The 25379-nt window shown below is 65.0% G+C and carries 24 protein-coding genes and 1 pseudogene; 12 read left to right on the forward strand and 13 right to left on the reverse strand.

Annotated features, from left to right (window positions below; all coding sequences use genetic code 11):
• Positions 1–19: 19 nt before the first annotated feature.
• Positions 20–1000, reverse strand: a complete 981-nt coding sequence (locus XF30_RS07285; RefSeq protein ID WP_109142307.1) for a helix-turn-helix transcriptional regulator — start codon at positions 998–1000, stop codon at positions 20–22.
• A gap of 86 nt (positions 1001–1086) precedes the next feature.
• Here XF30_RS07285 and XF30_RS07290 point away from each other — a divergent pair, with 86 nt between their 5' ends.
• Positions 1087–1731, forward strand: coding sequence for a glutathione S-transferase family protein (locus XF30_RS07290; RefSeq protein WP_109145611.1), 645 nt, complete (start codon positions 1087–1089; stop codon positions 1729–1731).
• A gap of 7 nt (positions 1732–1738) precedes the next feature.
• Here the strand turns inward: XF30_RS07290 and XF30_RS07295 are convergent, their stop codons facing one another.
• From XF30_RS07295 to XF30_RS07305, 3 genes are all read right to left on the reverse strand, one after another.
• On the reverse strand, positions 1739–2524 hold the full coding sequence (locus tag XF30_RS07295; RefSeq protein ID WP_036021024.1) for an enoyl-CoA hydratase/isomerase family protein: 786 nt from the start codon (positions 2522–2524) through the stop codon (positions 1739–1741).
• Between the two features lie 123 nt (positions 2525–2647).
• The gene (locus XF30_RS07300) at positions 2648–2866 is read right to left on the reverse strand and encodes a hypothetical protein (protein ID WP_035997220.1); all 219 of its coding nucleotides are present in this window, start codon (positions 2864–2866) and stop codon (positions 2648–2650) included.
• Positions 2867–3157: 291 nt separating this feature from the next.
• Positions 3158–4603, reverse strand: a complete 1446-nt coding sequence (locus XF30_RS07305) for a TAXI family TRAP transporter solute-binding subunit (RefSeq protein ID WP_109142308.1) — start codon at positions 4601–4603, stop codon at positions 3158–3160.
• A 403-nt stretch (positions 4604–5006) separates the two neighbouring features.
• Between XF30_RS07305 and XF30_RS07310 the strand changes: the two genes are divergently transcribed.
• Positions 5007–5354: a DUF3307 domain-containing protein gene (locus XF30_RS07310; RefSeq protein ID WP_050995827.1), complete on the forward strand. Its 348-nt coding sequence runs from the start codon at positions 5007–5009 to the stop codon at positions 5352–5354.
• 281 nt (positions 5355–5635) lie between these two features.
• Positions 5636–6034 (forward strand): hypothetical protein, encoded by a 399-nt coding sequence (locus XF30_RS38405; protein WP_035997226.1) that lies wholly within the window; start codon positions 5636–5638, stop codon positions 6032–6034.
• Here XF30_RS38405 and XF30_RS07320 read toward each other — a convergent pair.
• Both XF30_RS07320 and XF30_RS07325 read right to left on the reverse strand, forming a co-directional pair.
• On the reverse strand, positions 6031–6345 hold the full coding sequence (locus tag XF30_RS07320) for a YkgJ family cysteine cluster protein (protein ID WP_035997229.1): 315 nt from the start codon (positions 6343–6345) through the stop codon (positions 6031–6033). The two genes, XF30_RS38405 and XF30_RS07320, sit on opposite strands and share 4 nt — an antisense overlap.
• A gap of 5 nt (positions 6346–6350) precedes the next feature.
• The gene (locus XF30_RS07325; RefSeq protein ID WP_025033709.1) at positions 6351–7049 is read right to left on the reverse strand and encodes a helix-turn-helix transcriptional regulator; all 699 of its coding nucleotides are present in this window, start codon (positions 7047–7049) and stop codon (positions 6351–6353) included.
• 113 nt (positions 7050–7162) lie between these two features.
• Between XF30_RS07325 and XF30_RS07330 the strand changes: the two genes are divergently transcribed.
• The gene (locus XF30_RS07330; protein ID WP_035997233.1) at positions 7163–7438 is read left to right on the forward strand and encodes a hypothetical protein; all 276 of its coding nucleotides are present in this window, start codon (positions 7163–7165) and stop codon (positions 7436–7438) included.
• A 38-nt stretch (positions 7439–7476) separates the two neighbouring features.
• Positions 7477–8205 carry a glutathione S-transferase family protein gene (locus tag XF30_RS07335; RefSeq protein ID WP_035997236.1) on the forward strand — a complete coding sequence of 243 codons (729 nt, stop codon included), beginning with the start codon at positions 7477–7479 and terminating at the stop codon, positions 8203–8205.
• Between the two features lie 260 nt (positions 8206–8465).
• On the opposite strand, the gene XF30_RS07340 is transcribed toward XF30_RS07335, so the two are convergent.
• The 6 genes from XF30_RS07340 to XF30_RS07365 all read right to left on the reverse strand — a co-directional run bounded on the left by XF30_RS07340 (position 8466) and on the right by XF30_RS07365 (position 14817).
• Complete coding sequence (locus tag XF30_RS07340; RefSeq protein ID WP_035997239.1) at positions 8466–9617, reverse strand: ABC transporter substrate-binding protein; 1152 nt, start codon at positions 9615–9617, stop codon at positions 8466–8468.
• A gap of 78 nt (positions 9618–9695) precedes the next feature.
• Entirely contained in the window at positions 9696–10115 is a 420-nt protein-coding gene (locus XF30_RS07345) for an acyl-CoA thioesterase (RefSeq protein WP_109142310.1), read from the reverse strand.
• A 23-nt stretch (positions 10116–10138) separates the two neighbouring features.
• Positions 10139–10900, reverse strand: a complete 762-nt coding sequence (locus XF30_RS07350; RefSeq protein WP_036036313.1) for an SDR family NAD(P)-dependent oxidoreductase — start codon at positions 10898–10900, stop codon at positions 10139–10141.
• A gap of 25 nt (positions 10901–10925) precedes the next feature.
• On the reverse strand, positions 10926–12809 hold the full coding sequence (locus tag XF30_RS07355; protein ID WP_109142311.1) for a feruloyl-CoA synthase: 1884 nt from the start codon (positions 12807–12809) through the stop codon (positions 10926–10928).
• Positions 12810–12819: 10 nt separating this feature from the next.
• Positions 12820–13629: a crotonase/enoyl-CoA hydratase family protein gene (locus tag XF30_RS07360; RefSeq protein WP_109142312.1), complete on the reverse strand. Its 810-nt coding sequence runs from the start codon at positions 13627–13629 to the stop codon at positions 12820–12822.
• 342 nt (positions 13630–13971) lie between these two features.
• Positions 13972–14817, reverse strand: a complete 846-nt coding sequence (locus XF30_RS07365; RefSeq protein ID WP_109142313.1) for an SDR family NAD(P)-dependent oxidoreductase — start codon at positions 14815–14817, stop codon at positions 13972–13974.
• 181 nt (positions 14818–14998) lie between these two features.
• Between XF30_RS07365 and XF30_RS07370 the strand changes: the two genes are divergently transcribed.
• The 4 genes and pseudogenes from XF30_RS07370 (at position 14999) to XF30_RS07385 (ending at position 20280) form a co-directional block, all read left to right on the forward strand.
• Positions 14999–16495, forward strand: coding sequence for an aldehyde dehydrogenase family protein (locus XF30_RS07370; protein ID WP_109142314.1), 1497 nt, complete (start codon positions 14999–15001; stop codon positions 16493–16495).
• A 233-nt stretch (positions 16496–16728) separates the two neighbouring features.
• A complete protein-coding gene (locus XF30_RS07375; protein ID WP_109142315.1) occupies positions 16729–17856 on the forward strand; it encodes an alkene reductase in 1128 nt (375 codons plus the stop codon).
• Between the two features lie 151 nt (positions 17857–18007).
• Positions 18008–18510 (forward strand): annotated as a pseudogene (locus XF30_RS07380) (GFA family protein).
• Positions 18511–18618: 108 nt separating this feature from the next.
• The gene (locus XF30_RS07385) at positions 18619–20280 is read left to right on the forward strand and encodes a thiamine pyrophosphate-binding protein (protein ID WP_109142316.1); all 1662 of its coding nucleotides are present in this window, start codon (positions 18619–18621) and stop codon (positions 20278–20280) included.
• A gap of 161 nt (positions 20281–20441) precedes the next feature.
• Here the strand turns inward: XF30_RS07385 and XF30_RS07390 are convergent, their stop codons facing one another.
• Positions 20442–21821: an LLM class flavin-dependent oxidoreductase gene (locus XF30_RS07390; RefSeq protein WP_036021046.1), complete on the reverse strand. Its 1380-nt coding sequence runs from the start codon at positions 21819–21821 to the stop codon at positions 20442–20444.
• A gap of 310 nt (positions 21822–22131) precedes the next feature.
• On the opposite strand from XF30_RS07390, the gene XF30_RS07395 reads away from it, so the two are divergent.
• The 3 genes from XF30_RS07395 to XF30_RS07405 all read left to right on the forward strand — a co-directional run bounded on the left by XF30_RS07395 (position 22132) and on the right by XF30_RS07405 (position 25378).
• The gene (locus XF30_RS07395) at positions 22132–23529 is read left to right on the forward strand and encodes a M20 family metallopeptidase (protein ID WP_109142317.1); all 1398 of its coding nucleotides are present in this window, start codon (positions 22132–22134) and stop codon (positions 23527–23529) included.
• Between the two features lie 87 nt (positions 23530–23616).
• Positions 23617–24528 (forward strand): amino acid ABC transporter substrate-binding protein, encoded by a 912-nt coding sequence (locus XF30_RS07400; RefSeq protein WP_109145612.1) that lies wholly within the window; start codon positions 23617–23619, stop codon positions 24526–24528.
• Positions 24529–24646: 118 nt separating this feature from the next.
• Positions 24647–25378 (forward strand): amino acid ABC transporter permease, encoded by a 732-nt coding sequence (locus XF30_RS07405; RefSeq protein ID WP_035997279.1) that lies wholly within the window; start codon positions 24647–24649, stop codon positions 25376–25378.
• Position 25379: the final 1 nt, after the last annotated feature.

Genomic DNA, 25379 nt, shown 5'->3' on the forward strand with positions numbered 1-25379 from the left:
GCGGCAAAATGCGCCGCGATCAGGCTTTCCGCGCCGCGCGATAGCGCACGGCCATCGCCTGCGTCAGCTCGACCATCTTGTCGCGGAGATCGGCCGGTTCAAGGACTTCGGCTTCCGGGCCGAGCCGCAGCAGTTCGGCCGCGGCGTGCCACGATGTCTTTCCGACCGGCACGCGCGCAATGCGCCAGCCGTCTGCATCGGTTGTCTCCTCGAGCTGCGTGCGTGCCTTGACATAGGGCTGGCTGAGCGCGTCGAGCAGCTTCACGCCGAACGGCGACAGGCGGACGATCGCGACATTGGGGTGCATCTCCGCTTCGAGCCGCAGCGTCGCGGCCCGCCAATGGGCGGCGAGGTCGAAGCCGGCCGGACGATCGAAGCGGTCGCCGAGGGCTGTGCAGGCGAGCACGCGTGCGACGCGATAGGTGCGCACGCTGCCGTCGACTTGTCCTGCGAGATACCAGCTGCCGCCCTTCAGCACGAGGCCGAGCGGCGCGACGCGGCGCTGCTTCTCGGATCGCCAGCTCTGGTACCGAATCCTGATCAGCGTCCCGCGCAGCACCGCGCCGGCGATGGTGCGCAGGTGCTTCGGGTCTTCCGCTTCGCCGAACCAGCCGGGCGCGTCCAGGTGGAAACGCTCCTGCATCCGCCCGGCATCCTCACGCAAATTCGGGGGCAGTGCCGCCATCAGCTTGTTTTGGGCGGCGATCATCGCAGCATCGAGCCCGAGTGCGGCGGCTGGGCCCGGCAATCCCGCCAGGAACAACGCGCCCGCCTCGCTCTGCGACAGCCCGTTCAGCCGCACGCGATAGCCGTCGAGCAGCCGATAGCCGCCTTCCGCGCCGCGGTCGGCGTAAACGGGAACGCCGGACGCCGCGAGCGCGTCGATGTCCCGATAGATCGTGCGCACCGACACTTCGCAGGCCTCCGCCAGCTCGGGCGCGGTGACCTGTCCCCTGGCCTGGAGGGTGGTGAGGATCGACAGCATCCGACTCGCGCGCATGATCCCTTAGACCATACCTGACACAAGATGTCAGGTATGGTCCGCTACAAGCAGCGCCATCGCCAGCCGGCCAGATGGAGACTGCCATGACCGATCCAAACCGCATCACCCTGTTCTATTCGCCGCAGACGCGCGCCACCGGCACTCGCGTGCTGCTGGAGGAGCTGGCGGCACCTTACGATCTCCATGTCCTCAATATGAAGGCCGGCGATCAGCGCAAGCCCGCCTATCTCGCCCTCAACCCGCTCGGCAAGGTGCCGGCGATTCGCCACGGCGAGGCGCTGGTGACCGAGCAGGTCGCGATCACCATCTATCTCGCCGACCTGTTCCCGCAAGCGGGGCTGACCCCCGCCCTGAACGATCCGCTGCGCGGGCCTTATCTGCGCTGGATCGCCTATTATGGGTCGTCGTTCGAGCCTGCCTTGATCGACAAGTTCATGCAGCGAGAGCCGGCGCCGATCACGCAATCGCCCTATGCCGATTACGATACGATGCTGGGTGCGCTCGAGGCCCAGCTGGCGAACGGGCCCTATCTGCTCGGCGAGCGCATGACGGCGGCCGACGTATTGTGGGGCGTCGCGTTCAGCTGGACCATGATGTTCGGCATCGTGCCGAAGAAGGATGTCTTCGTCCGCTATGCGGAGCGCATGACAGCGCGGCCGGCGTTCCAGCGCATCAATGCCGCAGATGCGGAGATGGCGGCGCAGCATGCCGCCGCGGCGGGTGGATGAGAGGGCGTCAAAATCGCGGTGCCCGCTTGTCGGCGAACGCCTTGATGCCTTCCTTGATCTCGTCGCCGCGCATGCTGTCGCGGTGGCGCCGGTCGGCGGCGCCTTCATCGAGCTCGCCGCGGGCGAACTCGTTGATCGCGCGCTTCATGCCGCGCATCGCTTGGGGGGCGTTGCCGGCGAGGATCGCAGCGAGCGTGTCGACCTCCTCGTCCAGGAATTCCAGCGGCACCATTGTGGTGAGATAGCCGATGCGCAGCATCTCCGGGGCGTCGATCTTCTGCGCGGTGAGGAACAGCTTCTTCGCATTGTCGACGCCGAGGCGGGTCACGTAGCGTTTGATGCCGCTCGGGTAGTAGTGCAGCCCCAGCCGCGCCGCCGGCATGAACATTTCCGCGGTATCGACGCCGACGCGGAAATCGCAGGCGAGCGCGAGGTCGGTCGAGCCGCCATAGACGCCGCCATTGAGCCGGCAGATGGTCGGCACGCCGAGATCCTCGAGCCGGTTGACGACGGCCTCGAAGGCCGAGCCCGCGCTCTGCTGCTCGCCCGCGCTGACGGCGCGTTCCGCGACCGAATTGAGATCGTAGCCGGCGGAGAAGGCGCGCCCGGTTCCGGTCAGCACCAGCACGCGAATATCGGGATCGGCCTCGACCCGGTCGAACAGTCTCGTCAGCTCGTCGAGATCCTCCGCCTGCAGCCGGTTGAGATGTTTCGGCCGGTTGAGGCGGATGGTGGCGCGGGCGCCGATGATTTCGAGCAGGGGGCTAGATGCTGCGTCGGCTGTGTCCGACATTCTCGTCTCCGTTGTCGGCGCCAAAGTGCCCGCCCGGGCGGAGGCCGTCAACGACGGCGCCGGTCGTTTGCCGCGCCGCTGCAGCGGGCCTGCCGTCCACGCCGCCGTCCCTGGCGGGGTGCCTTACCTGAAATGTGGCGGCTCGTCGTAGCCGCGGCGGCTGCTGAAGAACAGCAGCACCATCAGTCCGACGCCGACAATGACGGAAAACCCCGCGCCCAGCGCCAGTGCCACATAGCCTTCCGTCGGGATCGGCTCACCTTCGACCGCCATTGCGGAATAGGCGAAGTAGCCGGCCGCCGCCAGCATTGCCAGAAGGAGGATGATGAGGAGTGCACGCATGCCGCGTTCTCCGGTTGCAACCGGAAACCAACGGTTGCGGGTGGGCAGGGTTCCAGACGACCGGCAGCGATCGGTCGGGAGCATAGCCTCACTCTCGTCTCGGACGCAGCGCAGCACCACAAGCGCGTTTACGCGCGTCTTCGACGCGCTGTGATGATGCGCTGCAGAGCCGGGGCCCATCGAGCAGCGGAAACTGCGGCTTCTGAGTCCCGGCTCAGCACCGCAACGCCTTCGGCATTGCGGCATGTCCGGGACACGAGCGTGGTGGGTGGGTTGCTCAATCCGGCGGGGTCAGGCGCTCTGGGCGGTCTTCACCACCACGACATTGCTATCGTCCGACGGAGCCGGGCCGGCATCGCGTACCGTCGTGTCGGCTTCGCCGGCATGACGTTTCAGATAGTCGCGGCGCATGCCGATCTCGTCACGGACGAATTCGTAGCCGAGCTTGAAGGTGTCGAGCCCGTCGGTACTGATCGTGCCGTCCCTGAGGCCGATGACGGCACCGCGCAAGATGGTCTCGAGCTCATCCTGGAGACATTCGAGCTGATCCAGCGAATGGGCGTGCTCGATCCGCTCGCCGATGTCGAGGATGGCGGTCGAGAGCTCGCTGGCCTTCTCCGGCGCGATGCGGGTGATCTTGGCGTAGATCGCGGCGAAGATCGACCCGATGACGCTGAGCGCCGCGACGCCCAGATACATCAGGTCGCTGTACTTATCCACGAACGACTTGGTGTCGTCGTTGATGTAGTCGGCGGCGCCCCGATGCGCGACCACGAAGGCGTCCTTCTCGACCGAGGCCGGCTCGATCCTGGTGGCAAAGCCGTTGTCGAGCCCGAGCGCCGCCTTGTTCTCGTAGACGATGCGGGCGAGCTCGCCGGCCGTGCTTGGGGACATCCGGGATTGCGCGACCAGCAGCCATTCGAGACCGATCGTGTCGAGATCGTCGTCGGGAATCTGCGGGGATGTCGACACCGAGCCGGCTGTCACGGTCTCATCGGAAATGCCGGGAAATTTGCGCGCCAGCGTCTTGGCTTCTTCGATGGTGTTCAGTGTGAAGCCGCCGCGCTTGGCGGCTTGCTCATAGGATTTGTCCCGGACCGCCTTCGAGGCGTGGACGATCGCGATCACCGCGCTGAAGCCGTTTGCCGGGGCGAACAGCTTGTCGAGCGTCGCGCCCTGCGGCGCCATCTGGATCTTCGCAGCCTCAGGGCCATCGGGGACGTCGAGGATGCTGCGGACGAAGGCGAGCGAGGATTCGTTCTCGGCGACGACCGCGACCTTCTTCTTCTTCAATTCGGCCAGCGACTTGATCTTCTTGTTGCCGGGACCGAGCAGGAGCACGAGATCGTGCTCGAGGATCGCGAGCGTGCGCGCCCGCAGCGGCACCTTGGCGTCGGTGCGCAGCACGGCGAGGTCGGCCTGCCTGCGGTCGAACTGCGCGAGCGCCTTGGCATTGTCGGCGTTGTTGACGATGTTGATCCGCAAGCGCGAAGCGTTGTTCTTCAGGAGGGCGGCGAGCTTGGCCGCGAACAGCGCCTCATCGCTGTTGGGGCCGCCGACGGCAAAGGTCAGCGTCTCCGAATTGTGCACCAGCGTGCGGCCGGCCCAGACGGTGGCGAACGACAGCAGCAGGGTCAGCACGACGTAGAGGAGAACCTGCTGCTGGTTGGTCTTGATCACCTTGGGGCGCCGGGGCGGCGGCATGGTCGGCGATGCGATGGGGCCTTCGGTACTCATGGCGGCACTCTGGCCTTATCGTTTGGCTGGCGGCGGCGCGTGGCTTGGAAGCGCGGCGGGCCCGGTAATTCGTAAACGCCTGAAAAAAGAACGATATTCCCGATCGCCGATGATAGCGCGAAGGCAGCGGAATGCAAATTTCGAGCCGGAGGTAACCTTAGTCGATATGTCCGCGGCGATTGGCCATCCTATCACCGGTTAGCCACACTTGGCGATTTTCCGGTTCCACCCGGCTGCATTCCGCCGCGGGAGATGTCATAAATTGCGCGTCCCGGCGATTTGACCGGTCCAAGAAGAAGTTGCGCTGAACGCTCCAATTCTTCTCGTCACGTCAATGAGGGCGTCAGCTTTGTCGTTTCCACCCATGTCATCGGCGATTCCGGTTGAAGCGCTCATTGGCTGGATGTTGCTGCTCACCTTCAAGCACGTCATCGCCGATTTCGTTCTTCAAACCGCCTGGATGGCGCACGGCAAGGACCAGAAGCATGGCTGGGCCCTGCCGCTCCTGGTGCACTGCCTGGTCCACCTTGCCGTCGCGCTGCCGCTGATCGTGATCGTGGCGCCGCGATTCTGGTTCGTGGCCTTCTTCGACTTCCTGATCCACATCACGATCGACCGCGCCAAGGGATACGTCTCCGCCAATTTCGGCGTCGACCTCGCCCATCCCTGGTTCTGGACCCTGATCGGCGTCGACCAGGCGCTGCACCACCTGACCGGCTTCGGCCTCGCGATCTTCATGGCGGCGAACTGAAGGTCGCCTTTGGGCCTTTCGGGGAGAGGCAATCGCCATCAGCACGAGGGATCATCATGCCCGGGCTTGTCCTGGGCCTCCACGTTCTTCGTGCCTCCTGGCTTTCCGTGGATGGTCGGGACAAGCCCGGCCATGACGCCGCGGAAGTCTTTGAAAACCCCACCAAGGCGTCCCGCCGATTCGCGGCCGACGCGCAACCACCCCGGGTGACTACCGGGCAGCGTGGTTAACCTTTCGTTAGAGAATTGCGCTGCATCTTCCTTACACGAGGGAGAACTGCAATGTTTTCAAGCCGCGACGCCTTTGAAAGCGATTTCTGCCCGGTCCGCGACGAGCTCCTTGGCGAGATGTATCGCGCCAGCGAGAGTGGCTTGCCGAGGCTGGTTGAGAGTGTTTCCCCTGACGTGCGCGCCAGGCTGGCGCTGTTCTGCTACCGCCGTAGCCATTTGCACTCGCTGGCGGTCGCGATCGCAGCGAGCTGCAGCGAGCGCGACCTGATCGAGAATGGCGGCCGCGTCGGCTCGACGCTCTTCGCGCTGTCGCGCGAAGGTACCGCGAAAGCTTCGACGTCGCTGACGGGTGGGCGCAAGCCGATCACGCTGTCGACCAAGCCGCTCTCGGTGCTCGCACCGCTCGATGACGAGCTCGACGACGAGATCGGCGAAGCCGTCCCCGCCTAAGCGGCCTCGATAACGGGCAGGCCGAACTTCCGCCGCGCCATCGCGCATTCGGCGTCACCAGGCATGCAGGTGCGGCACACCTCCGGCCGCACGTCATAGATGCCGCAGGCCGTCATCCTTCCGATCTCGCCTTGCAATGCCGCGCAGCGATCGCCCTCGCAGCGCATGCCCGATTGCCGGTCGTTGACGAGCGCCTCCGGGATCAGCGCAAGCTCCTCGTCGCTCTCGATCGAGAAGCGCGGCCAGTTCTGCGAATAGCCGCAGCAGGCGCCGCAGCCCTGGCAACAGCTCGACAGCTCGGTCTCGTCCATCGTTCTCACGTGTCCTTCGGCGGACCCCAGACCAGGCTCTGCCGCCATCTCGCGCGCAGCACGTCGCGCCGTTCCGGATATTTCTCGTCGAGATAGGTCGCCTCGACCACGCGGTCGGTGCGGAAGCTGCGGAAGTCGCCGCGCAGCTCGCACCAGGCCGCCAGCAGCCGCACGGCTTCGAGATAGCCGACCGAGATCGGCCAGATCATGCGCTCGCTGGGGCGGCCCTGTTCGTCGCGATAGCGCAGCATGATCTTCTTGCCTTCGTGGATCTGGGTCCGGGTGCGCGCCATGTCCAGGCGGTCCGGTTCCCGGTTCCAGCTCGGACGCGCCCGGCTCGCCGGCTCCAGTACGAAGGGGCGCAGGCGCTCCGGGACGGTATCGGCGATCTTGGCCATCAAGTCTTCGGCCGCGCGCGCCAGCGCGGAATCGGCGTGGCCTGCGACCCATTGCGCGCCCAGCACGGCCGCCTCGATCTCGTCCGGCGTCAGCATCAGGGGCGGCAGGTCGAAACCCTTTTCGAGGATGTAACCCATGCCGGCTTCGCCGCGGATCGGCACGCGCTGGCCGATCAGGGTTGCGATGTCGCGATAGATGGTGCGCTTCGAAGTCTCGAGCTCGGCCGCGATCGCGTCTGCCGTCAGCGGCTTACGCGTGCGCCTTAGCACCTGGATGATTTGAAACAGCCGGTCGGCGCGTCTCATGACAATTCTCTTCTCGAACGACGGATCAGAAATCGGCGCGCGGCTGCTGACAGGATGTTGGCAGCAGGGGGGTTCTATACCGGGACAACACATCGACTGAAGAGGATTTGTCCATGATCATTCCAACCCATTTCGGCCAAGCCGGTCCACTGTGGCGGGCGCAGCTGTGGCACGGCCAAATGTTGCGGGCTTGGGCGTTTGGCCGCCTCGTTCCGCTCGATCTCATGGCCGTTGATCTCCGATTTGCGCTCGCAAGCGTGGTGACACGCTCGCTGAACCATGCCGCGGATGCGCTGGTCCGCCATCTGATGGGCCGCGCCTGGCGCGGGGCCCGCTTCGCAGAAGATATCACGGCTGCTGCCACCATGGTGGCAGCAGCCGGCCGCTAGGTTCCTTCCACTCGTTCGACAGGTTCAGGAGAGCTTGCATGATCACGCTTTACGGCTTTGGCGCCGGCTTCGGCCTGCCGGAAATCAGCCCCTTCGTCACCAAGACCGAGGTGCAGCTCAAGATGGCGGGACTGCCTTATCGGAAAGAGCGGGCGATGCCGCCGGCCTCGCCCAAGGGGCAGCTGCCCTTCATCGACGACGGCGGCGAAGCAGTGGCCGATTCCACCTTCATCCGGGCCCATATCGAGCGCCGCTACGGCTTCGATTTCGATGCCGGCCTCACCTTGGCCGAGCGTGCGCAGGCCTGGGCGTTCGAGCGCATGATCGAGCACCACGTCTATTGGGCGCTGGTGGGCGCGCGCTGGGTCGATCCGGTCAATTTCGCCAAGGGGCCCGCGCATTTCTTCGACGGTGCGCCGGAGCACAATCGCGAGAAGCTGCGCGAGGACGCTCAATTCCGCGTCGCCGAGAACTATCTGCTCTCTGGCCTCGGCCGCCATGCGCCGGATGACGACGTCGATCTTGCCGTGCGTTCGCTGTTCGCGCTGTCGGTGCAGCTCGGCGACAAAGCCTACCTGATGGGCAACAGGCCCTGCGGCGTCGATGCCACTGCGTTCGGCATGCTCGCCGGCGTTCTCTCGCCGTTCTTCGAATCCGCTTTGCGCGAGCGGGCCGAGGGATTTCCGAACCTCACCGCTTATGTCGACCGCATGATGGACGACTATTATCCCGAGTTCGCCTGGACGCCGCTGCGGCAGGCGGCGTAGCCGCGGTGCATCGGCTGACTCGGTGCAACCTCTCCCGCTTGCGGGAGAGGTCGGCGCGAAGCGCCGGGTGAGGGTTTTCTCCTCTAGGGGGTTTTCTCCGTAAGTCTCGGAGGGTCCCAACGCGGAGGCACCCTCTCCCCAACCCTCTCCCGCAAGCGGGAGAGGGGCGCACCTGCGCCGGTGCCGCAGCTCACGCCATTGACCAAACAGAAGAGCCGGCCCATCGGGCCGGCTCTCGTTGTCTCAAATCTTCGCAGCGCCTACTTCACCAGCGTGTACTTGCCGTCCTTCACCGTGAGCAGGATGCGCGAGCGCTCGTCGAGGCCGTAGCGGTCCTTTTCGGTGAAGTTGTAGACGCCCTGGCTCGCCGCCAGCTCCTTCTCCGTCAGCAGCGCCTGGCGGATGGCCTCGCGGAATTCCGGCGTGCCGGGCTTGGCCGTCTTCAACGCCGCCGGAATGACGCGCTTGAGGATCTCGAACGCATCAAAGGAATGGCCGGCGAACTGGCTGCGGCTGTTGGGGCCGTACTTTGCCTCGTAGGCGGAGTTCAGCGCGAGGCCGGGCTTCTTGGTCAGCGCGCTGTCCGGCTGTTCCTCGGGGGCCATGACGGGACCCGAGGCCATCAGCACGCCTTCCGCTGCTTTGCCGGCAATGCGGATGAAGTCCATGCTGGCGGCGCCGTGGGTCTGGTAGATCAGGCCCTTGTAGCCGCGCTCGCGCAGCTCGGTCTGCGGCAGCGCGGCCGCGGTGCCGGACGCGCCGACCAGGATGGCGTCGGGATTGGCGGCGACGAGCTTCAGCACCTGGCCGGTCACCGAGGTGTCGGGACGAGCGAAGCGCTCCTCGTCGACGATGGTCATCCCCATCGGCACGGCCTGCGCCTTCAAATCGTTGAACCAGAGGTCGCCGTAGGAATCGGAATAGCCGATGTAACCGAGCGTCTTCACACCCTTGGCCTTCATGTGGTCGTACAGCACCTTGCCGACGATCGGAATCGGTTGCGGCATCGCCACCGACCACTTCATGCGCTCCGGCGTGATCGGGAAGGGTGCCAGACCGAAGTGCGGGATACCGGCCTCGTTGGCGACATTGGAGACCGCGATGGTCGGCGGCGTCAGCGCCGAGCCCATGATGATGTCGGCCTTGGATTCGGTGACGAAGCGGCGGGCGTTGGTGGTGGCGGTGGTGGGATCGCCGCCGTCGTCGAGCACGATCACCTTCAGCGGCACGCCGCCGATCTCCTTCGGCACGAATTCCAGCGCGTTGCGCTCGGGAATGCCGAGTGCCGCACCCGGGCCGGTCGTGGTGGTGGTGATGCCGATGGTGACTTCGCTGGTCTGGGCCAGCGCGGGCAATGCCGGCAGAGCCAGCGCGGCCGCAGTGATGGCAGCGGTCAAATAAAAGCGTTTCATCTATTCCTCCCTTGACGTGTTTATTTGAAAGCAGAAATCGGGGGGTAATTCAGCCCCCTCTTTTGGTGATGCGGCGATTTAGCTTCCCGTGAACTTGGCTACCATTTCCGCCGGGAACGGTGCCGATTTCAACTTGTCTGGGTTAACGGGATCGCGGCCGACCAGGACGCGGGTCTCGAAACCCTCGATCGCGAGCGCCCCGCCTTTGTAGACGTTGTGCTTCACCTCGAAGCTCGAGCGCTTGATGCTCTCGATCTTGGTTTCAATGGTGATCCAGTCGCCATAGGTCGAGGGGATGTAGAACTTGGCACGCGTGTCGACCATGGGTATGCCCACCAGGCCGTATTTGCGGACCAGGTCCTGCTTGGAGAAGCCGGCGGCCTCGAACAGGGTCGAGGTCGAATCGTCGAACATCGCGAAATAGCGCGGGTAGTAGACGATGTTCGCAGGGTCGCAATCGCCCCACTGGATCTGGACCTCGCGCTGGTTCACGAACATCTGGCTGGCCTTAATCCGCGAATTTACTTCGGCGCCATGCGCAGCGAACCGTCGAGGCGCACCACTTCGCCGTTCAGGTAGGCATTCTCGACCATGTGCAGCGCGAGCGCAGCGAACTCGTCGGCCTGGCCGAGCCGGCGCGGGAACGGGATGGCGGCGGCGAGCGAGTCCTGAGCCTCCTGCGGCAGGTTCGCCAGCAGCGGCGTCAGGAACAGGCCGGGGGCGATCGTCAACACGCGGACGCCGAACTGCGCGAGCTCGCGCGCGATCGGCAGCGTCATGCCGACGATGCCGCCCTTGGAGGCCGAATAGGCGGATTGGCCGATCTGGCCGTCATAGGCGGCAACGGAGGCGGTGTTGATGATGACGCCGCGCTCGCCTGTCGCCTGCGGCTCCAGCTTGGACATTTCGGTGGCGGCGAGGCGCAGCATGTTGAAGGTGCCGATCAGGTTGACCTTGATCACCTTGTCGAAATCCGAAAGCGCCATCGGGCCGTCGCGGCCGACCACGCGCTTGGCGACGCCGATGCCGGCGCAATTGACCAGCACGCGGGCCGGGCCGTGGGCCTTGGTGGCCTGCGCGATCGCGGCTTCAGCGGAGGCGGCATCGGAGACGTCGCAGGTGACGGCCACGCCCTTGATCTCCGCCGCGACCGTTTCGGCCAGCTTGGTGTTGAGGTCGCACACCGCGACCTTGGCGCCCTGCGCGGCCAGCTTTCGCGCGGTGGCCGCGCCCAGTCCCGATGCGCCGCCGGTGACGATGGCTGCCTGATCCTTCAACAACATGGCGTTCTCCTTTGGCGATATTTTTCTAGGTGACCGATATCACACGGTTCGACGGATTGGCAGCGTAGAGCTCCTCGATCAGCTCGCCGCGATGCTCCAGCACTGCGCGCTGGTTGATCGAGCCCTTGTCGGTGACTTCGCCCTTGTCGATCGAGAGCGGCGTGTCCATCAGGATCGCGCGCGTGATCCGTGTCGAGGATCCCGTGGCCTGGCCGAGGAAACGGGTCAGACGCTCGCGGAACGCCTCGCGCACCAGGCGGTCGCGCGTCGCGACGACGAGATCGTCGGGCGGCAGCGTCGGGTTGATCAGCCGGCAGCCGTCGAGATCGAGCACGACCAGCGCGGAGATCTCGTCGCGATTGATGCCGGCGATGACGACGTCGCGCACCAGGGGCGCGCAGGCCGCGGTGAGGCGCGCGCGCAGGGGACCGACGCTGACCCAGGTGCCGCTCGCGAGCTTGAAGTCCTCGCTGACGCGGCCGTCGAAATCGAAGCCGGCGTTGAAATCATCGGGATCGGCGGGCTTGAGCGCATCGCCCATCTTGTAGAATCCTTCCTCGTCGAAGGATTTTGCCGTGATGTCGGGTTGGCGCCAGTAGCCGGGCATCACGTTCGGCCCCTTGGCGCGCACTTCCAGCTTGCCGTTGTTCGGCACCAGCTTGGCGTCGTTGCCGGAGACGGGCAGGCCGACATGGCCGGAGCGGCTGGTGCGCGGATTGACCGACATGAAGAACGGCGCGGTCTCGGTCGCGCCGAGACCGGTCAGCATCGGCACGCGATAGCCCTTCTCCTTCGCCGCGAGCTCATCGAGGCTGTCCCAGACGAACGGCGACAGCGCCGCGCCGGAGAAGAACATCGCATGCAGCCGGTCGAAGAACTTGGCGCGCAAGCCCTGGTCGTCGCGCAGATAGGGCAGCAGCGATTCATAACCTTTGGGCACGTTGAAATAGACCGTCGGTGAAATCTCCCGGAGATTGCGCACGGTCTCCTCGATGCCCCCAGGCACCGGCTTACCGGCGTCCAGATACATCGAGCCGCCGTTGTAGAGCGTCAGGCCGATGTTGTGATTGCCGCCGAAGGTGTGATTCCACGGCAGCCAATCGATGATGACCGGCGGCTCGTCCTTCAGGAAGGCGAGCGTCTCGCGCAGCATCACCTGATTGGCGCAGATCATACGCTGGGTGTTGACGACGGCCTTGGGATTGCCGGTCGAGCCCGAGGTCAGCAGAAATTTTGCGATCGTGTCAGGGCCGATCCTGCCGTGAACGTCGTCGAGATCGCCACGGATCGGCGTCGCCATCAGGTCGGCGAGCAGGGTCACGTCGCGGCCCGGCACGTGCCCATAGGACGCGGCGATCTCGGTGCCGAGCGAGACGTTGGCGGCGAGCGCATCGGCGAACTTGTCGGCATCGTCGGCGAAGACGAGGCCCGGCGTGAGCAGCTTCATCAGATAGGACAGCTTGCCGTAATCCTTCGACACCAGCGAATAGGCCGGCGACACCGGGCAGAACGGAACGCCGGCATAGAACGCGCCGAACGCCAGGAGCGCGTGGTCGATCGAATTACCGGAGAGGATGACGATCGGCCGCTCGGCCGACAGGCCGCGCTGGATCAATGCGGAGGCGATGTGACGGCTCGCGGTGAGCAGCTCGGCATAGGTGATCTTGCGCCAGCCGCGGCCGCCCTCGCGCTCGGCCATGAAGAGGCGGTCCGGCGTCGTCGTTGCCCAATGATGCAGGCGGTCGGTGATGCGGACCGGATAGTCGCCGAGCGGCTGCTTTGGCCGCAGGTAAATCGTGCCGTCGTCGCGCCGCTCGATGTTGACGACGGGATCGCCGAACGAGATGGGCCGCAGCGGGAAATTACTCGCGCCGCGCTCGATGCCGGAAGAGGACGGCTGCGCGCTCATGACTTTACGCTCATGGCTTGGGCTTCACCTTCGCGGTCTTGTGCTCGAGGAATTCGCGGATCCGCCGCTTGGCCTCCTTGTCGCTCTGCGCGACGGTGGCCATCAGCGACTCCATCAACAGGCCGGTCTGCGGATTGGCCTCCGCGATCATCGGCAGCGCCTGGAGCACGGCGAAATTCGTCAGCGGGGCGTTGGACGCCACCTTGGTCGCAAGCTCCAGCGCTTTGCCGAGCCCGTTGCCGGCCTCCGTCAGATATTGCGCAAAGCCGTAGGACGCGCCCTCGGTCGCGCTGTAGACGCGTCCCGTCAGCATCATGTCCATCATCCGGGCAACGCCGATCAGCCGCGGCAGCCGCACCGAGCCGCCGCCGCCGACGAAAATGCCGCGCTGCCCCTCCGGCAGCGCGAAATAGGTCGAGGGCTCGGCGACGCGGATATGGGCCGCGCAGGCAAGCTCCAGCCCGCCGCCGATCACGGCGCCCCGGAGCGCTGCGATCACGGGCACGCGGCTGTACTGGATGCGGTCGAACACCCGGTGCCACATCTGGGAGTGCAGGAGCCCGCCGGTGGCGTCGTGCTCGGTCAGCTCGGAGAGGTCGAGGCCACTGGAGAAATGGTCGCCAATACCGTGGATGACGACCGCGCCGATATCCTCGGGCAGGTTCGCAAAACACTCGCCGATTTCCAGGATGATGCCGTCATTGAGCGCATTGCGCTTGGCCGGCCGGTTCAGACCCACGGTCAGAACCCGGTCCGCCCGCTCGATCCTCAACAGCCCGGAGGGACCCGCATTCGCGGTCTCGGCGTTTCCTTGTGTCATTTGCGTCCTTGTCAGAATAGTTATGTTGTATAACGAATTTTGGGGGAGTCAAGGTGGGGCAAGGCCAGGTGGCCGTGACCCCACCCTCCCGGGAGGCCGAGGCGAGCGCAGGGCTATCGCATTTGAGATTTCCCTGCGGCCATCCTTCGAGATGCCCGCTTGAGGCGGGCTCCTCAGGATGAGGTCGGAGTGCGCGGCAGCAGTTTCAACGGGCACTGACGCCGATTTGCCTCATCCTGAGGAGGCGCGTCAGCGCCGTCTCGAAGGACGAGGCGTGCGCGCAGACCGCCGCCACAAGTCATATGCGATAGCCCTGGGGACGAGCGAGAAAGCGGTGCAGGCCTACTCTCGCGTCACAAACTTCGCGAACGCATCCGCGTAATCCGGATGCCAGCGCGACAATGGCGGGCGGTTCTCGACGATATCGCCGGCCGCCCAGAGCATGCGCTTCTCGTCGAGCGCGCGCGGCACGTCATTGTCCGGGCAGAGAATGTAGAAGTCGCCGGCCTCCAGCCGCGCCAGCATGAAATCGACCGTCTGCTCCGGCGTCCAGGCGCCGGCCGGCTTCTCGGTGCGTCCCTTTGCGGTCAGGCCGGTGAAGACGAAGCCCGGGATCAGCAGGTGCGCCGTGACGCGACAGTCATTCGTGTTGCGCAACTCGTGCTGGAGCGCCTCGGTGAAGGCCTTCACGCCGGCCTTGGAGACGTTGTAGGCGGGATCGCCGGGCGGCGTGGTGATGCCCTGCTTGGAACCGGTGTTGATGATGAGGCCGCGCCTGCCACGGGCGATCATGTTTGGCGCGAAGATGCGCGAGCCGTTGATGATGCCCCACATGTTGATGGCGATGATGCGTTGCCAATTGTCCGGCGCGTCGAACAAGGTGCTGCCGGGCTGAATGCCGGCATTGTTCATGAGAACGTCGGTGCCGCCGAACCGCTCTTGGACGGCGCGCTCGAGTTCCGTCACGCTCTCGATCTTGCTGACATCGACGGCCGAGGTCATGACGTTTGCGGCCGATGTTACGGATGACAATTTTGTTGCAGCTTCTGCCAAGCGTGTCTCGTCGACATCCGCGATACACACCTTCATTCCAGCGCGCGCAAATGCCGCGGCGGCGGCAAATCCGATGCCGGCTGCGCCACCCGTGATCACGGCAACATTGTCCTTGACGATGGCGGGATGTGACATCGAGCGTCTCCCTGGAAAGCCTTCAGCCGAGCTATAGCATGGCAGTCGTGCGACCCTGCACAAGTCGGCATGGGAGGTCTTCGTTCCGCGCTGCCTTTACGCTGATCAGGCACGGCTGTATCCTCGGCCAAACGATCCCGCCCAGATCGAACCAATCAATCACCTGACAGGGAGTGCAGCCATGGCTGTGTCGCAGGCTATTCCGATCACGCGCCATCCGTTCGCCAACGGGTCCTACAAGCAGATGCTGATCGACGGCAAGTGGGTCGATGCAGCCTCGGGCAAGCGCTTCGAGACCCGCAATCCCGCCACCGGCGAGCTGCTCGCAACCGTCGCCGAAGGCGACAAGGAAGACATCGATCGTGCGGTCGCGGCCGCGCGTCGCGCTTTCGAAGGCCCGTGGAGTAAGGTCAAGCCGTTCGAGCGGCAGAACCTGCTCCTGAGGCTCGCCGATCTCGTCGAGAAGAATTTCGACGAATTGTCGCAGCTCGACACGCTCGACATGGGCGCGCCGCTGAGCCGCACCCGTGCCTACCGCCTGCGCGCCGTCGGCATGCTGCGCTATTACGCCGGCCAGACCACCGCGATTCACGGCGAGACCATCGAGAACTCGCTGCCCGGCGAGATCTTCTCCTACACGTTGAAAGAGCCGGTCGGCGTCGTCGGCGCCATCATTCCCTGGAACGGTCCGCTGACCGCGACGATCTGGAAGATCGGCCCGGCGATCGCGACCGGCTGCACCGTGGTGCTCAAGCCGGCCGAAGAGGCGCCGTTGACCTCGCTGCGCATCGCTGAGCTCGCGATGGAAGCGGGCGTGCCGCCCGGCGTCATCAACGTTGTCCCCGGCTATGGCGAGACCGCGGGGGCGGCGCTCGCCTCGCATCACGACGTCGACAAGGTCGCCTTCACCGGCTCGCATGTCACGGGGCAGTCGATCATCCGTGCGTCCGCCGGCAATCTCAAGCGCGTCTCGCTCGAGCTCGGTGGCAAGTCGCCGGACATCGTGTTCGCCGATGCCGATCTCGACGCCGCCGTGCCCGGCGCGGCGATGGCGGTGTTCGCCAATTCAGGGCAGATCTGCAGCGCCGGAACGCGTCTGTTCGTCGAGCACTCGATCTATGACGAATTCGTCGGCCGCGTCGCCGAGTTCGGCAAGAAGCTGCAGGTCGGCAACGGCCTCGATCCCAACGTGCAGATCGGGCCGCTCGTCTCGGAGCAGCAGCTCGAGCGCGTCACCGGCTATCTCGACATCGGCCAGAAGGAGGGCGCGAGGGCGCTTGCCGGCGGCGGCCGTGTCACCGAAGGCGCGCTGTCGAAGGGCTTCTTCGTCTCGCCGACGGTGTTCGCGGGTGTCGAGGACAACATGCGCATCGCGCAGGAGGAGATTTTCGGCCCCGTCATCTCCGCAATCGCGTTCAAGGACATGGACGAGCTGGTCAAACGCGCCAACAACACCACGTTCGGCCTCGGCTCCGGTCTGTGGACGCGCGACGTCAGCAAGGCCCATGCGGTGGCGAAACGCTTGCGTGCCGGCTCGGTGTGGGTCAACTGCTACCAGGCGATGGATCCGGCCGTGCCGTTCGGCGGCTACAAGATGAGCGGCTACGGCCGCGAATCCGGCAAGCAGCACGTCGAGGAATATCTCAACGTGAAGGCCGTCTGGATCAAGACGGCGTAAGGCCGGCTCTCCTTCGCCTCTCCCCGCTTGCGGGGAGAGGCGGAATTCGCGCAACGCGCGGATTCCGGGTGAGGGGGACTCTCCGCGAGTCCACTCTCACCGCGATTGCCGAGGCAGCCCCTCACCCCAACCCTCTGCCCGTAAGAACGGGGAGAGGGAGAACAACCACCGCCTTCAGGCGGTCAGTCTCCCTCACAATCATCTGCATCCTTTAAAAGACATCCGGGGACCACATGAAATTCGAAGCCTTGTTCAAGCCGTTGCAGGTCGGTCCCTACCAGCTCGCGCATCGCGTCGCGATGGCGCCGCTAACGCGCATGCGGGCCGAGCGCGACACTTTCGCGCCGCGGCCACTCAACGCCGAATATTACGGCCAGCGTGCGACGAAGGGCGGCCTGATCATCGCCGAAGCCTCGCCGGTGCTCTCGCACGGCCGCGGCAACCCGGCGACGCCCGGCATCTATTCGGAGGCGCAAGTCGCGGGCTGGCGCGAGGTGACGGATGCCGTGCACGCCAAGGGCGGCGTCATCTTTCTCCAGCTCTGGCATGTCGGCCGCGTCTCTCATTCCTCCTTCCACGGCGGCGAGCTGCCGGTTTCGGCCTCGGCAATTCCGATCAAGGCCGAAGGCATGAAGGCGATGACGGCCGACGGAAAGATCGCCGACTACGAGACGCCGCGCGCGCTGGAGACTGATGAGGTGAAGGGCATCGTCGAGGCGTTCCGGCAGGGGGCCAAGAACGCGCTCGCCGCCGGCTTCGACGGCGTCGAGATCCACGGCGCCAACGGCTATCTGCTCGAGCAATTCCTGCAATCGCGCAGCAACCAGCGCACCGATCAATATGGCGGCGGAATCGAGAACCGTGCGCGCCTTCTGCTCGAGGTCACGCAGGCCGCGATCGACGTCTGGGGCTCGAACCGTGTCGCTGTGCGGCTGTCGCCCTACGGCATCGCCAATGATTCCGGCGAGCCCGATCCGATGCCGCTCTATACCCATGTCGTGAAGGCGCTCGAGAAGCTGGGTTTGGCGTACCTGCATTTCATCGAACCGCGCTCCAGCGGCTCGGGCCGCGCCGAGGTCAACTGGCAGAACGTGCCATCGGCGATGGTGCTGTTCCGTCCGCTCTACAGCGGCGTGCTGATGACCGCCGGCGGCTTCACCGGGGAGACCGCGAATGCGGCGATCGCCGACGGACATGCGGACATCATCGCCTTCGGCCGCATCTTCATCTCCAATCCTGATCTGCCGCGTCGTCTCGAGCACGGCTACCCGATCACGCCGTATAATCGCGCGACGTTCTACAGCGGCGAGGAGAAGGGGTACACGGATTATCCGGTGTATGACGAGCTGACGCCGGCTTGATCTGTCATTCCGGGGCGCGACGAAGTCGCGAACCCGGAATCCATCGGGCCGCATACCTGGACGTGGGATGGATTCCGGGCTCGATGCTTCGCATCGCCCCGGAATGACGAGCTTGCTTCGCTGCGCTAGCGATGACGACGGAGAGACGTCCATGGCCAAAGCCGCAGCCGCCGCAGGGATCGCCACCGGCCAATGCCTCTGCGGCAAGGTCGCCTTCGAGATCGACGTGCCCGCGCGCTGGGCCTGGCACGATCATTCCGCTGCCAGCCGCCGCGCCCATGGCGCGGCCTACGCCACCTATGTCGGAAGCTGGAAGAAGCGCTTCCGCATCACCTCAGGCAAATCCGCGCTGACCCGCTACGAGGATAAGGCGACGAAGATCGCGCGCAGCTTCTGCTCGCATTGCGGCACGCCGATCATGTACGAGCGCCCGCGCGGGCCGCACATGGTCAACATCCCGCGCGCCCTGTCAACGAGCGCACCGGCCGCCAGCCGCTCTATCACATCGCCATCGAGGAGCTGCAGGAATGGGCCTATACCGGCGAGCCCCTGGTGCCGCTGAAGGGCTTTCCCGGCGTCGTCTGGCAGCGCTCGAAAAGGAAGAAGCGCGCTGGCGGGGACGACCCGTTCGAACTCGGGCGGGAGGAGATGTAGCGCCTCTCCCGCGCAACGCAGCCATGACCGCGCTTCCTTGCGCCTCTGCCAGCATCTCGGCCATCATGCTTTCGGTCCTTGCGGCAACGGTCCGCTCCTGGAGGAAACATGAAGAACAAGATCACCGGCCGCTCCGCCTTTCTCGCGCTGCTCAAGGACGAGGGCATCACGCATCTGTTCGGCAATCCTGGAACCACCGAGCTGCCGATCATGCATGCGCTGAAGGACCATCCCGACCTCACCTATGTGATGGCGATGCAGGAGAGCCTGGTGGTCGCGATCGCCGACGGCTACAGCCGCGCCTCGGGCAAGCTCGTCGCGTGCAACGTCCACGTCGCACCCGGCCTCGGCAATGCCATGGGCTCGCTCTACAACGCCCAGTTCACGGGCACGCCGATGATCCTCACGGCCGGCCAGCAGGAGCAGGGCCACGGCCTCATGGAGCCGGTGCTCTATGGTCCGCTGGTGCGCATGGCCGAGCCGCTGGTGAAATGGGCGGTCGAGGTGACACGGCTGGAGGACCTGCCGCGCATCGTGCGCCGTGCCGCCAAGGTGGCGATGACGCCGCCGACCGGGCCGGTGTTCATCTCGCTGCCCGGCGACATCCTCAACAGCGAAGCCGGGATCGATCTCGGTCGTTCCACCCGCATCGATGCGCGCACGAAACCTTCGGACGAGGCGCTGAAGGCCTTTGCCGCACGCCTGCTCAAGGCTGAGCGTCCCGTGATCGTCACCATGGACGAGGTGGTCAAGAGCGATGCTTTGACGGAGGCGGCTGAACTGGCCGAGCTGCTCGGCGCTGCGGCCTATCAGTCCTCGACGCCCTACGGCTCGCACTTTCTGTCCGAAAGCCCGAGCTTCGTCGGCACGCTCGCGCGCGTGCAGAAGGTCGCCCGCGATACGCTCGCGCCCTACGATCTGCTGATCGCGCTCGGCGGCGATCCCTTGCGGATGTCGGTCTATAGCGAGGTCGATGCGCTGCCTGAGGGCCTCGGCATCGTGCAGATCGGCCTCGTCGATTGGGAGATCGCCAAGAACTACGGGGCCGAGATCGCGCTGAAGGCGGATCTGAAGGAAACGCTGCGCGCGCTGATCCCGGTACTCAAGGAGATGGGCGGCGCAGCCCTCGCGAGCCGCGCGAAGCAGCGTCTCGCCGAGCTCGCGCCGAAGAACTGGACCGCGCGCCGCGCGGCGCTGGTCGAGCAGATCGGCAAGAGTGCCGGCCGCACACCGATCGATCCGGACTTCCTCGTGCTGCAAATGGTCGAGGCGATGCCTGACAACGCCATTCTGGTCGATGAAGGTCTCACCTCCAGCCGCCAGATCACGGCCCTGTATCCGCATCGCGACCGCTACGGCTATCACGGGCTCGCCTCCGGCGGCATCGGCTGGGGCCTGCCGGCCTCGGTCGGCGCCAGCATTGCCAATCCCGATCGCCCCGTGGTGTGCTTCTCCGGCGATGGCAGCGCGATGTACTCGATCCAGTCGCTCTGGACCGCGGCGCATCACAAGCTGCCGCTCAACGTCGTCATCGCCAACAATGGCGGCTATCGCATCATCAAGCAGCGCCTGCTCGCCTTCCACGGCGATGACAATTACGTCGGCATGGATTTCGTCAATCCGCCGGTCGATTTCGCCGGCGTCGCCAAGGCACTCGGCTGTGAGGCGATCAAGGTCAGCGATGTTAGCGAACTGAAGGCAACGCTGACGTCAGCGTTCAATCGGCCGGGAACCAAGCTGATCGAGGTGATGGTGGACGGGAAGGTGTAGCCCCGCAGTCGTCCCCGCGAAGGCGGGGACCCATACCGCGTGATCTATCGACTGCGGCTGGTAGGCGTATCGAGCTCCCGAGTCTTCGCCAAACTACTTCCTGTGGTTATGGGTCCCCGCCTTCGCGGGGACGACAGCCTGGCTGTGGCGCGATCTTCCGCCTACCCCTTCTTCCCCACGCGATACTCCGCCGCGGGATGCGGCGCGTCGAGGCGCGCGCGGCCCTCGCCGAACAGTTTTTCCCGCAACGTGCCCTTGGCGTACTCGCTCTTGTACCTTCCGCGCCGCGTCAGCTCGGGCACCAGCATGTCGGCGATATCCTCGAAATCGCCGGGCGAGATCGCGAACGCGACGTTGAGGCCGTCGACATCCGTCGCCTCGAACCATGCTTCGATCTTGTCTGCGACCATCTCGGGCGTGCCGACCACGACCGGGCCAGCGCCGCCGATGCCGACATGCTCGATGACGTCGCGCACGGTCCAGACGCGGTCAGGGTCGGCGCGGGTCACGTTGTCCATCGCGCTGCGGCCGGCATCGTTCTGGACGTGGCGCACCTGCTGGTCGAGGTCGTAGCCGGAGAAGTCGACGCCGGTCCATCCCGACATCAGCGCCAGCGCGCCTTCTGGGCTGATGTGGCGGCGGTAGTCGGCGTATTTTTCCTTCGCCTCGGCTTCCGTCCGTCCGAGGATGATCGTCATCATCGAGAACATCAGGATCTCCGCCGGATCGCGGCCGAGTGCGGCCGCCTCCTGCCGGATCGCGGAGACGCGCGGCGCGATCACCTTGGCTGACGGTCCCGACATGAACACGCACTCGGCGTGCCTGGCCGCGAACTGCCGGCCGCGCGGCGAGGTGCCGGCCTGGTACAGCACGGGCGTGCGCTGCGGCGAGGGCTCGCTGAGGTGAATGGTGTTGTTGATGCGGTAGTTCGCGCCCGCATGATTGACGCGATGAACTTTTGCCGGGTCGGTGAAGATGCCGCGCTTGCGGTCGCGCAGCACGGCATCGTCTTCCCAGCTGCCTTCCCAGAGCTTGTAGACGACCTCCATATATTCGTCGGCGATGTCGTAGCGGTCGTCATGGCCGGTCTGCTTGTCCTTGCCGGCACCGCGCGCGGCGCTGTCGAGATATCCGGTGACGACGTTCCAGCCGATCCGCCCCTCGGTGAGGTGATCGAGCGTCGACATCCGCCGTGCGAACGGATAGGGCGGCTCGAAGGACAGATTGCTGGTGACGCCGAAGCCGAGATTTTGCGTCACCGCCGCCATCGCCGACAGCAGCAGCAGCGGCTCGTTCGACGGCGTCTGCGCTGCATTGCGCAAGGCTGCGTCAGGGCTGTTGCCATACACGTCATAGACGCCAAGCACGTCGGCCAGGAACAGCCCGTCGAAACGGCCGCGCTCCAGCGTCTTGGCGAGATCGATCCAGTAGGACAGGCGGTTATACTCGGCGGTACGGTCGCGCGGATGGGTCCACAGGCCCGGTGATTGGTGTGCGACGCAATTCATCGCAAAGGCGTTGAGCCTGATCTCTTTGGCCATGCTGGTCCCTCGGCGCCCTGTACTGAGCGCTCTTCGAATGATAGATGTGCGCCCCAACTTGGCGAAGTTCTTGCATATAATTGGCCCTTGGCAAGGGCCAAGAATAGAAGGCTTGCGCTTGGCAAGGCCAAAGTCAGCGTCGCAGCTGCGCCTGCCAGGCCAGTCTCAAGAAGCAAGAACGAAATCCCAAGAGGACCACGAGAAGAGACCTACAAGAAGAGAACTACAAGAACTATCCAAGTCCCCGCCACTTTCGAAGGCCAACCCGCCTCAGGTAAGGTCCTTCGTCTCACAGTCTCGAAAAGCAAGCATGACCAGAGCCGACGCCATCGCCCGCGCCCGTGAGGATTTCAAGTCCGGCGCGTTCCTCGCTGAACTCGACCGCCGCGTCGCCTACAGGACCGAGAGCCAGAATCCGCAGCGCGGCCCCGAGCTGCGCGCCTATCTGGAGCAGGAGATGCAGCCGGCTTTCGCCGCGCTCGATTTTTCCAGCCGCATCGTCGAATCCCCGAGCGGCAAGGCGCCGTTCCTGTTCGCCGAGCATCACGAGAGCGCCTCGCTGCCGACCGTGCTGGTCTACGGCCATGGCGATGTCGTCGACGGCATGGAAGGCGAGTGGCGTGATGGCCGAGATCCCTGGCGCACCAATGCTTCCGGGACGCGCCTCTATGGCCGCGGCACCGCCGACAACAAGGGGCAGCACAGCATCAATATGGCCGCGCTGCGTGCGGTGCGCGAGGCGCGCGGCGGTAAGCTCGGCTTCAACGCCAAGTTCATCATCGAGATGGGCGAAGAGATCGGCTCGCCCGATCTCGGCAAGGTCTGCGATCTCCATCGCGACGCGCTCAAGGCCGACCTGTTCATGGCCTCCGACGGGCCGCGCCTCTCGGCCGATCGGCCGACGCTGTTTCTCGGCTGTCGTGGAGGCATCCGCATCCATCTCGACGTGAACTTGCGCGACGGCGGTCACCATTCCGGCAATTGGGGCGGCGTGCTCGCCAACCCCGCGACCATCCTGGTCAACGCGATCTCTACCCTGGTCGACGGCCACGGCCGTCTGCAGCTCGATGCCTTGAAGCCGCCGCGGCTGACCAACCAGATCCGCTCCTATCTCGCCGACGTCGAGGTGGTGCCGACTGCCGACGAGCCGGCGCTGGCCGAAAATTGGGGCGAGGAGGGGCTTTCGGCTGCTGAACGGCTCTACGCCTGGAACACGCTGGAAGTGCTGGCGATGTCCTCAGGCAATATCGAGAAGCCGGCCAACGCGATCCCCGGCCAGGCCAGTGCCGTGCTGCAACTGCGTTTCGTGGTTGGGACCAAGGTTGAAGGGCTGATCGACGCTGTCCGCGCACATCTGGTCGGACGCGGCTTTCCGATGGTCGAGGTGCGCGCGGCGCAGAGTTTTGCTGCATCGCGCACCGATTTCGACAGTCCGTGGATCAAATGGGCGGCGGATTCGGTGCGAGCGACCACCGGCAAGGCGCCGGCCGTCCTGCCGAATTTCGGCGGTTCGCTGCCCAACGACGTGTTCTCCGAGATCCTGGGCCTGCCGACGATCTGGGTGCCGCATTCCTATCCCGGCTGCTCCCAGCATGCGCCCAATGAGCACATCCTGCTGCCATTGACCGAAGAGGCCTTGACGGTGATGGCCGGGCTGTTCTGGGATCTCGGCGAGTTGCCAAAGCTACTGACAGGCCCGTTAACCTGAGCCGACAATCCAGCCGAAAGTTACATTCTAATCCGGCCCGATTTGTGCTTGCATCCGGGCCGCATCATCCGAAAGGGGAAGAAAAACGTGAAACATTTCCGTCACATCGGGCTCGCGCTCGCCGCGACCTTCGTCGTCAGCCAGGCCGGGGCCCAGGAGCTGACCGGCACGCTGAAGAATATCAAGGACACCGGCGCGATCACGCTCGGTTTCCGCGATTCCTCGATCCCGTTCTCCTATCTTGACGACAACCAGAAGCCGGTCGGCTTCGCGATGGACATCTGCTACAAGATCGTCGACGCCGTGAAGAAGGAGCTCAAGCTCGACAAGCTCGAGGTCAAGCTCAACCCGGTGACCTCGGCGACCCGTATCCCGCTGATGGCCAACGGCACCATCGACCTCGAATGCGGCTCGACCACCAACAATGCCGAGCGCCAGAAGCAGGTCGCCTTCACCAACACCCACTACCTGACCGCCAGCCGCTATGTCTTCAAGAAGTCGAGCGGCCTGAAGTCGATCGATGACCTCAAGGGCAAGACCGTGGTTTCGACCGCCGGCACCACCAACATCAAGCAGCTCACCGAAGCCAACGCCGCCAAGGGCCTCGGCGCCAACATCATTCCGGCCAAGGATCACGCCGAAGCCTTCTTGATGGTCGAGACCGACCGCGCGGTCGCCTTCGTCATGGACGACATCTTGCTGGCGAGCCTCGTCGCCGGTTCGAAGAACCCGGGCGACTACGTTATCTCCAAGGATGCGTTCTCCAAGCCGGAGCCCTACGGCATCATGCTGCGCAAGGACGATCCCGCGTTCAAGAAGGTCGTCGATGCGGCCACGGCTGCGCTCTACACCTCCGGCGAGGCCCAGAAGATCTACGATAAGTGGTTCACCCAGAAGATCCCGCCGAAGGGCCTGAACCTCAACACGCCGATCTCGGCCGAGCTGAAGAACGAGTTCGCCAAGCCGACGGACTCGCCGAACCCGGACGACTACAAGTAAGATAAAACCTCGATCTTTCGATCGGGATCATGTCCGGCCACTCTTGACACTGGGGTGGCCGGACATTTGCATAGGCGCTCAAGACGTCCAATGACGGGCGCGTTCGCGCGGGGGACACGTGAACTACAACTGGAACTGGGGAATCTTCTTCCAGCCGAACCCGATGGGGACCGGCACCTACCTCGACATGCTGCTGTCGGGGCTGGCGCTGACCCTCAAGACCGCGGCGCTGGCCTGGGTGATCGCGCTGATCACAGGCTCGATTGTCGGCGTCATGCGCACGCTGCCGTCGAAGGGCGCCAATTGGTTCGGCTTCGCCTACGTCGAATTCTTCCGCAACATGCCGCTTCTGGTGCAGCTCTTCCTGTGGTTCTTCGTGCTGCCGGAGATCCTGCCGAGAGCCGCGGGCCTGTGGCTGAAGCAATTGCCGAACGCGCCGTTCTGGACGGCTGCGATCGGCGTCGGCTTTTTCATGTCGGCGCGCGTGGCCGTGCAGCTGCAGGCCGGCATCTCCTCGCTGCCGCGCGGGCAGAAGATGGCGGCGACTGCGCTCGGCCTGACCACCGTGCAGGGCTATCGCTACGTGCTGCTGCCGATGGCCTTCCGCATCATCCTGCCGCCGCTGACGTCTGAATTCCTCAACACCATCAAGAACACCGCCGTCGCCATCACCATCGGCCTGCTCGAGCTGACCGGACAGGCGCGCTCGATGCAGGAATTCTCGTTCCAGGTGTTCGAGGCCTTCACCGCCGCGACCATCCTCTATCTCCTCGTCAACGCCGTCGTCGTGACCGCGATGCGCTTCCTCGAGCGCTGGGTCGCGATCCCCGGCTACATCACGGGGAAATAAG

Origin of the sequence: Bradyrhizobium sp. SUTN9-2, from assembly GCF_003122645.1 — a bacterium.
Taxonomy (GTDB): Bacteria; Pseudomonadota; Alphaproteobacteria; order Rhizobiales; family Xanthobacteraceae; genus Bradyrhizobium; species Bradyrhizobium yuanmingense.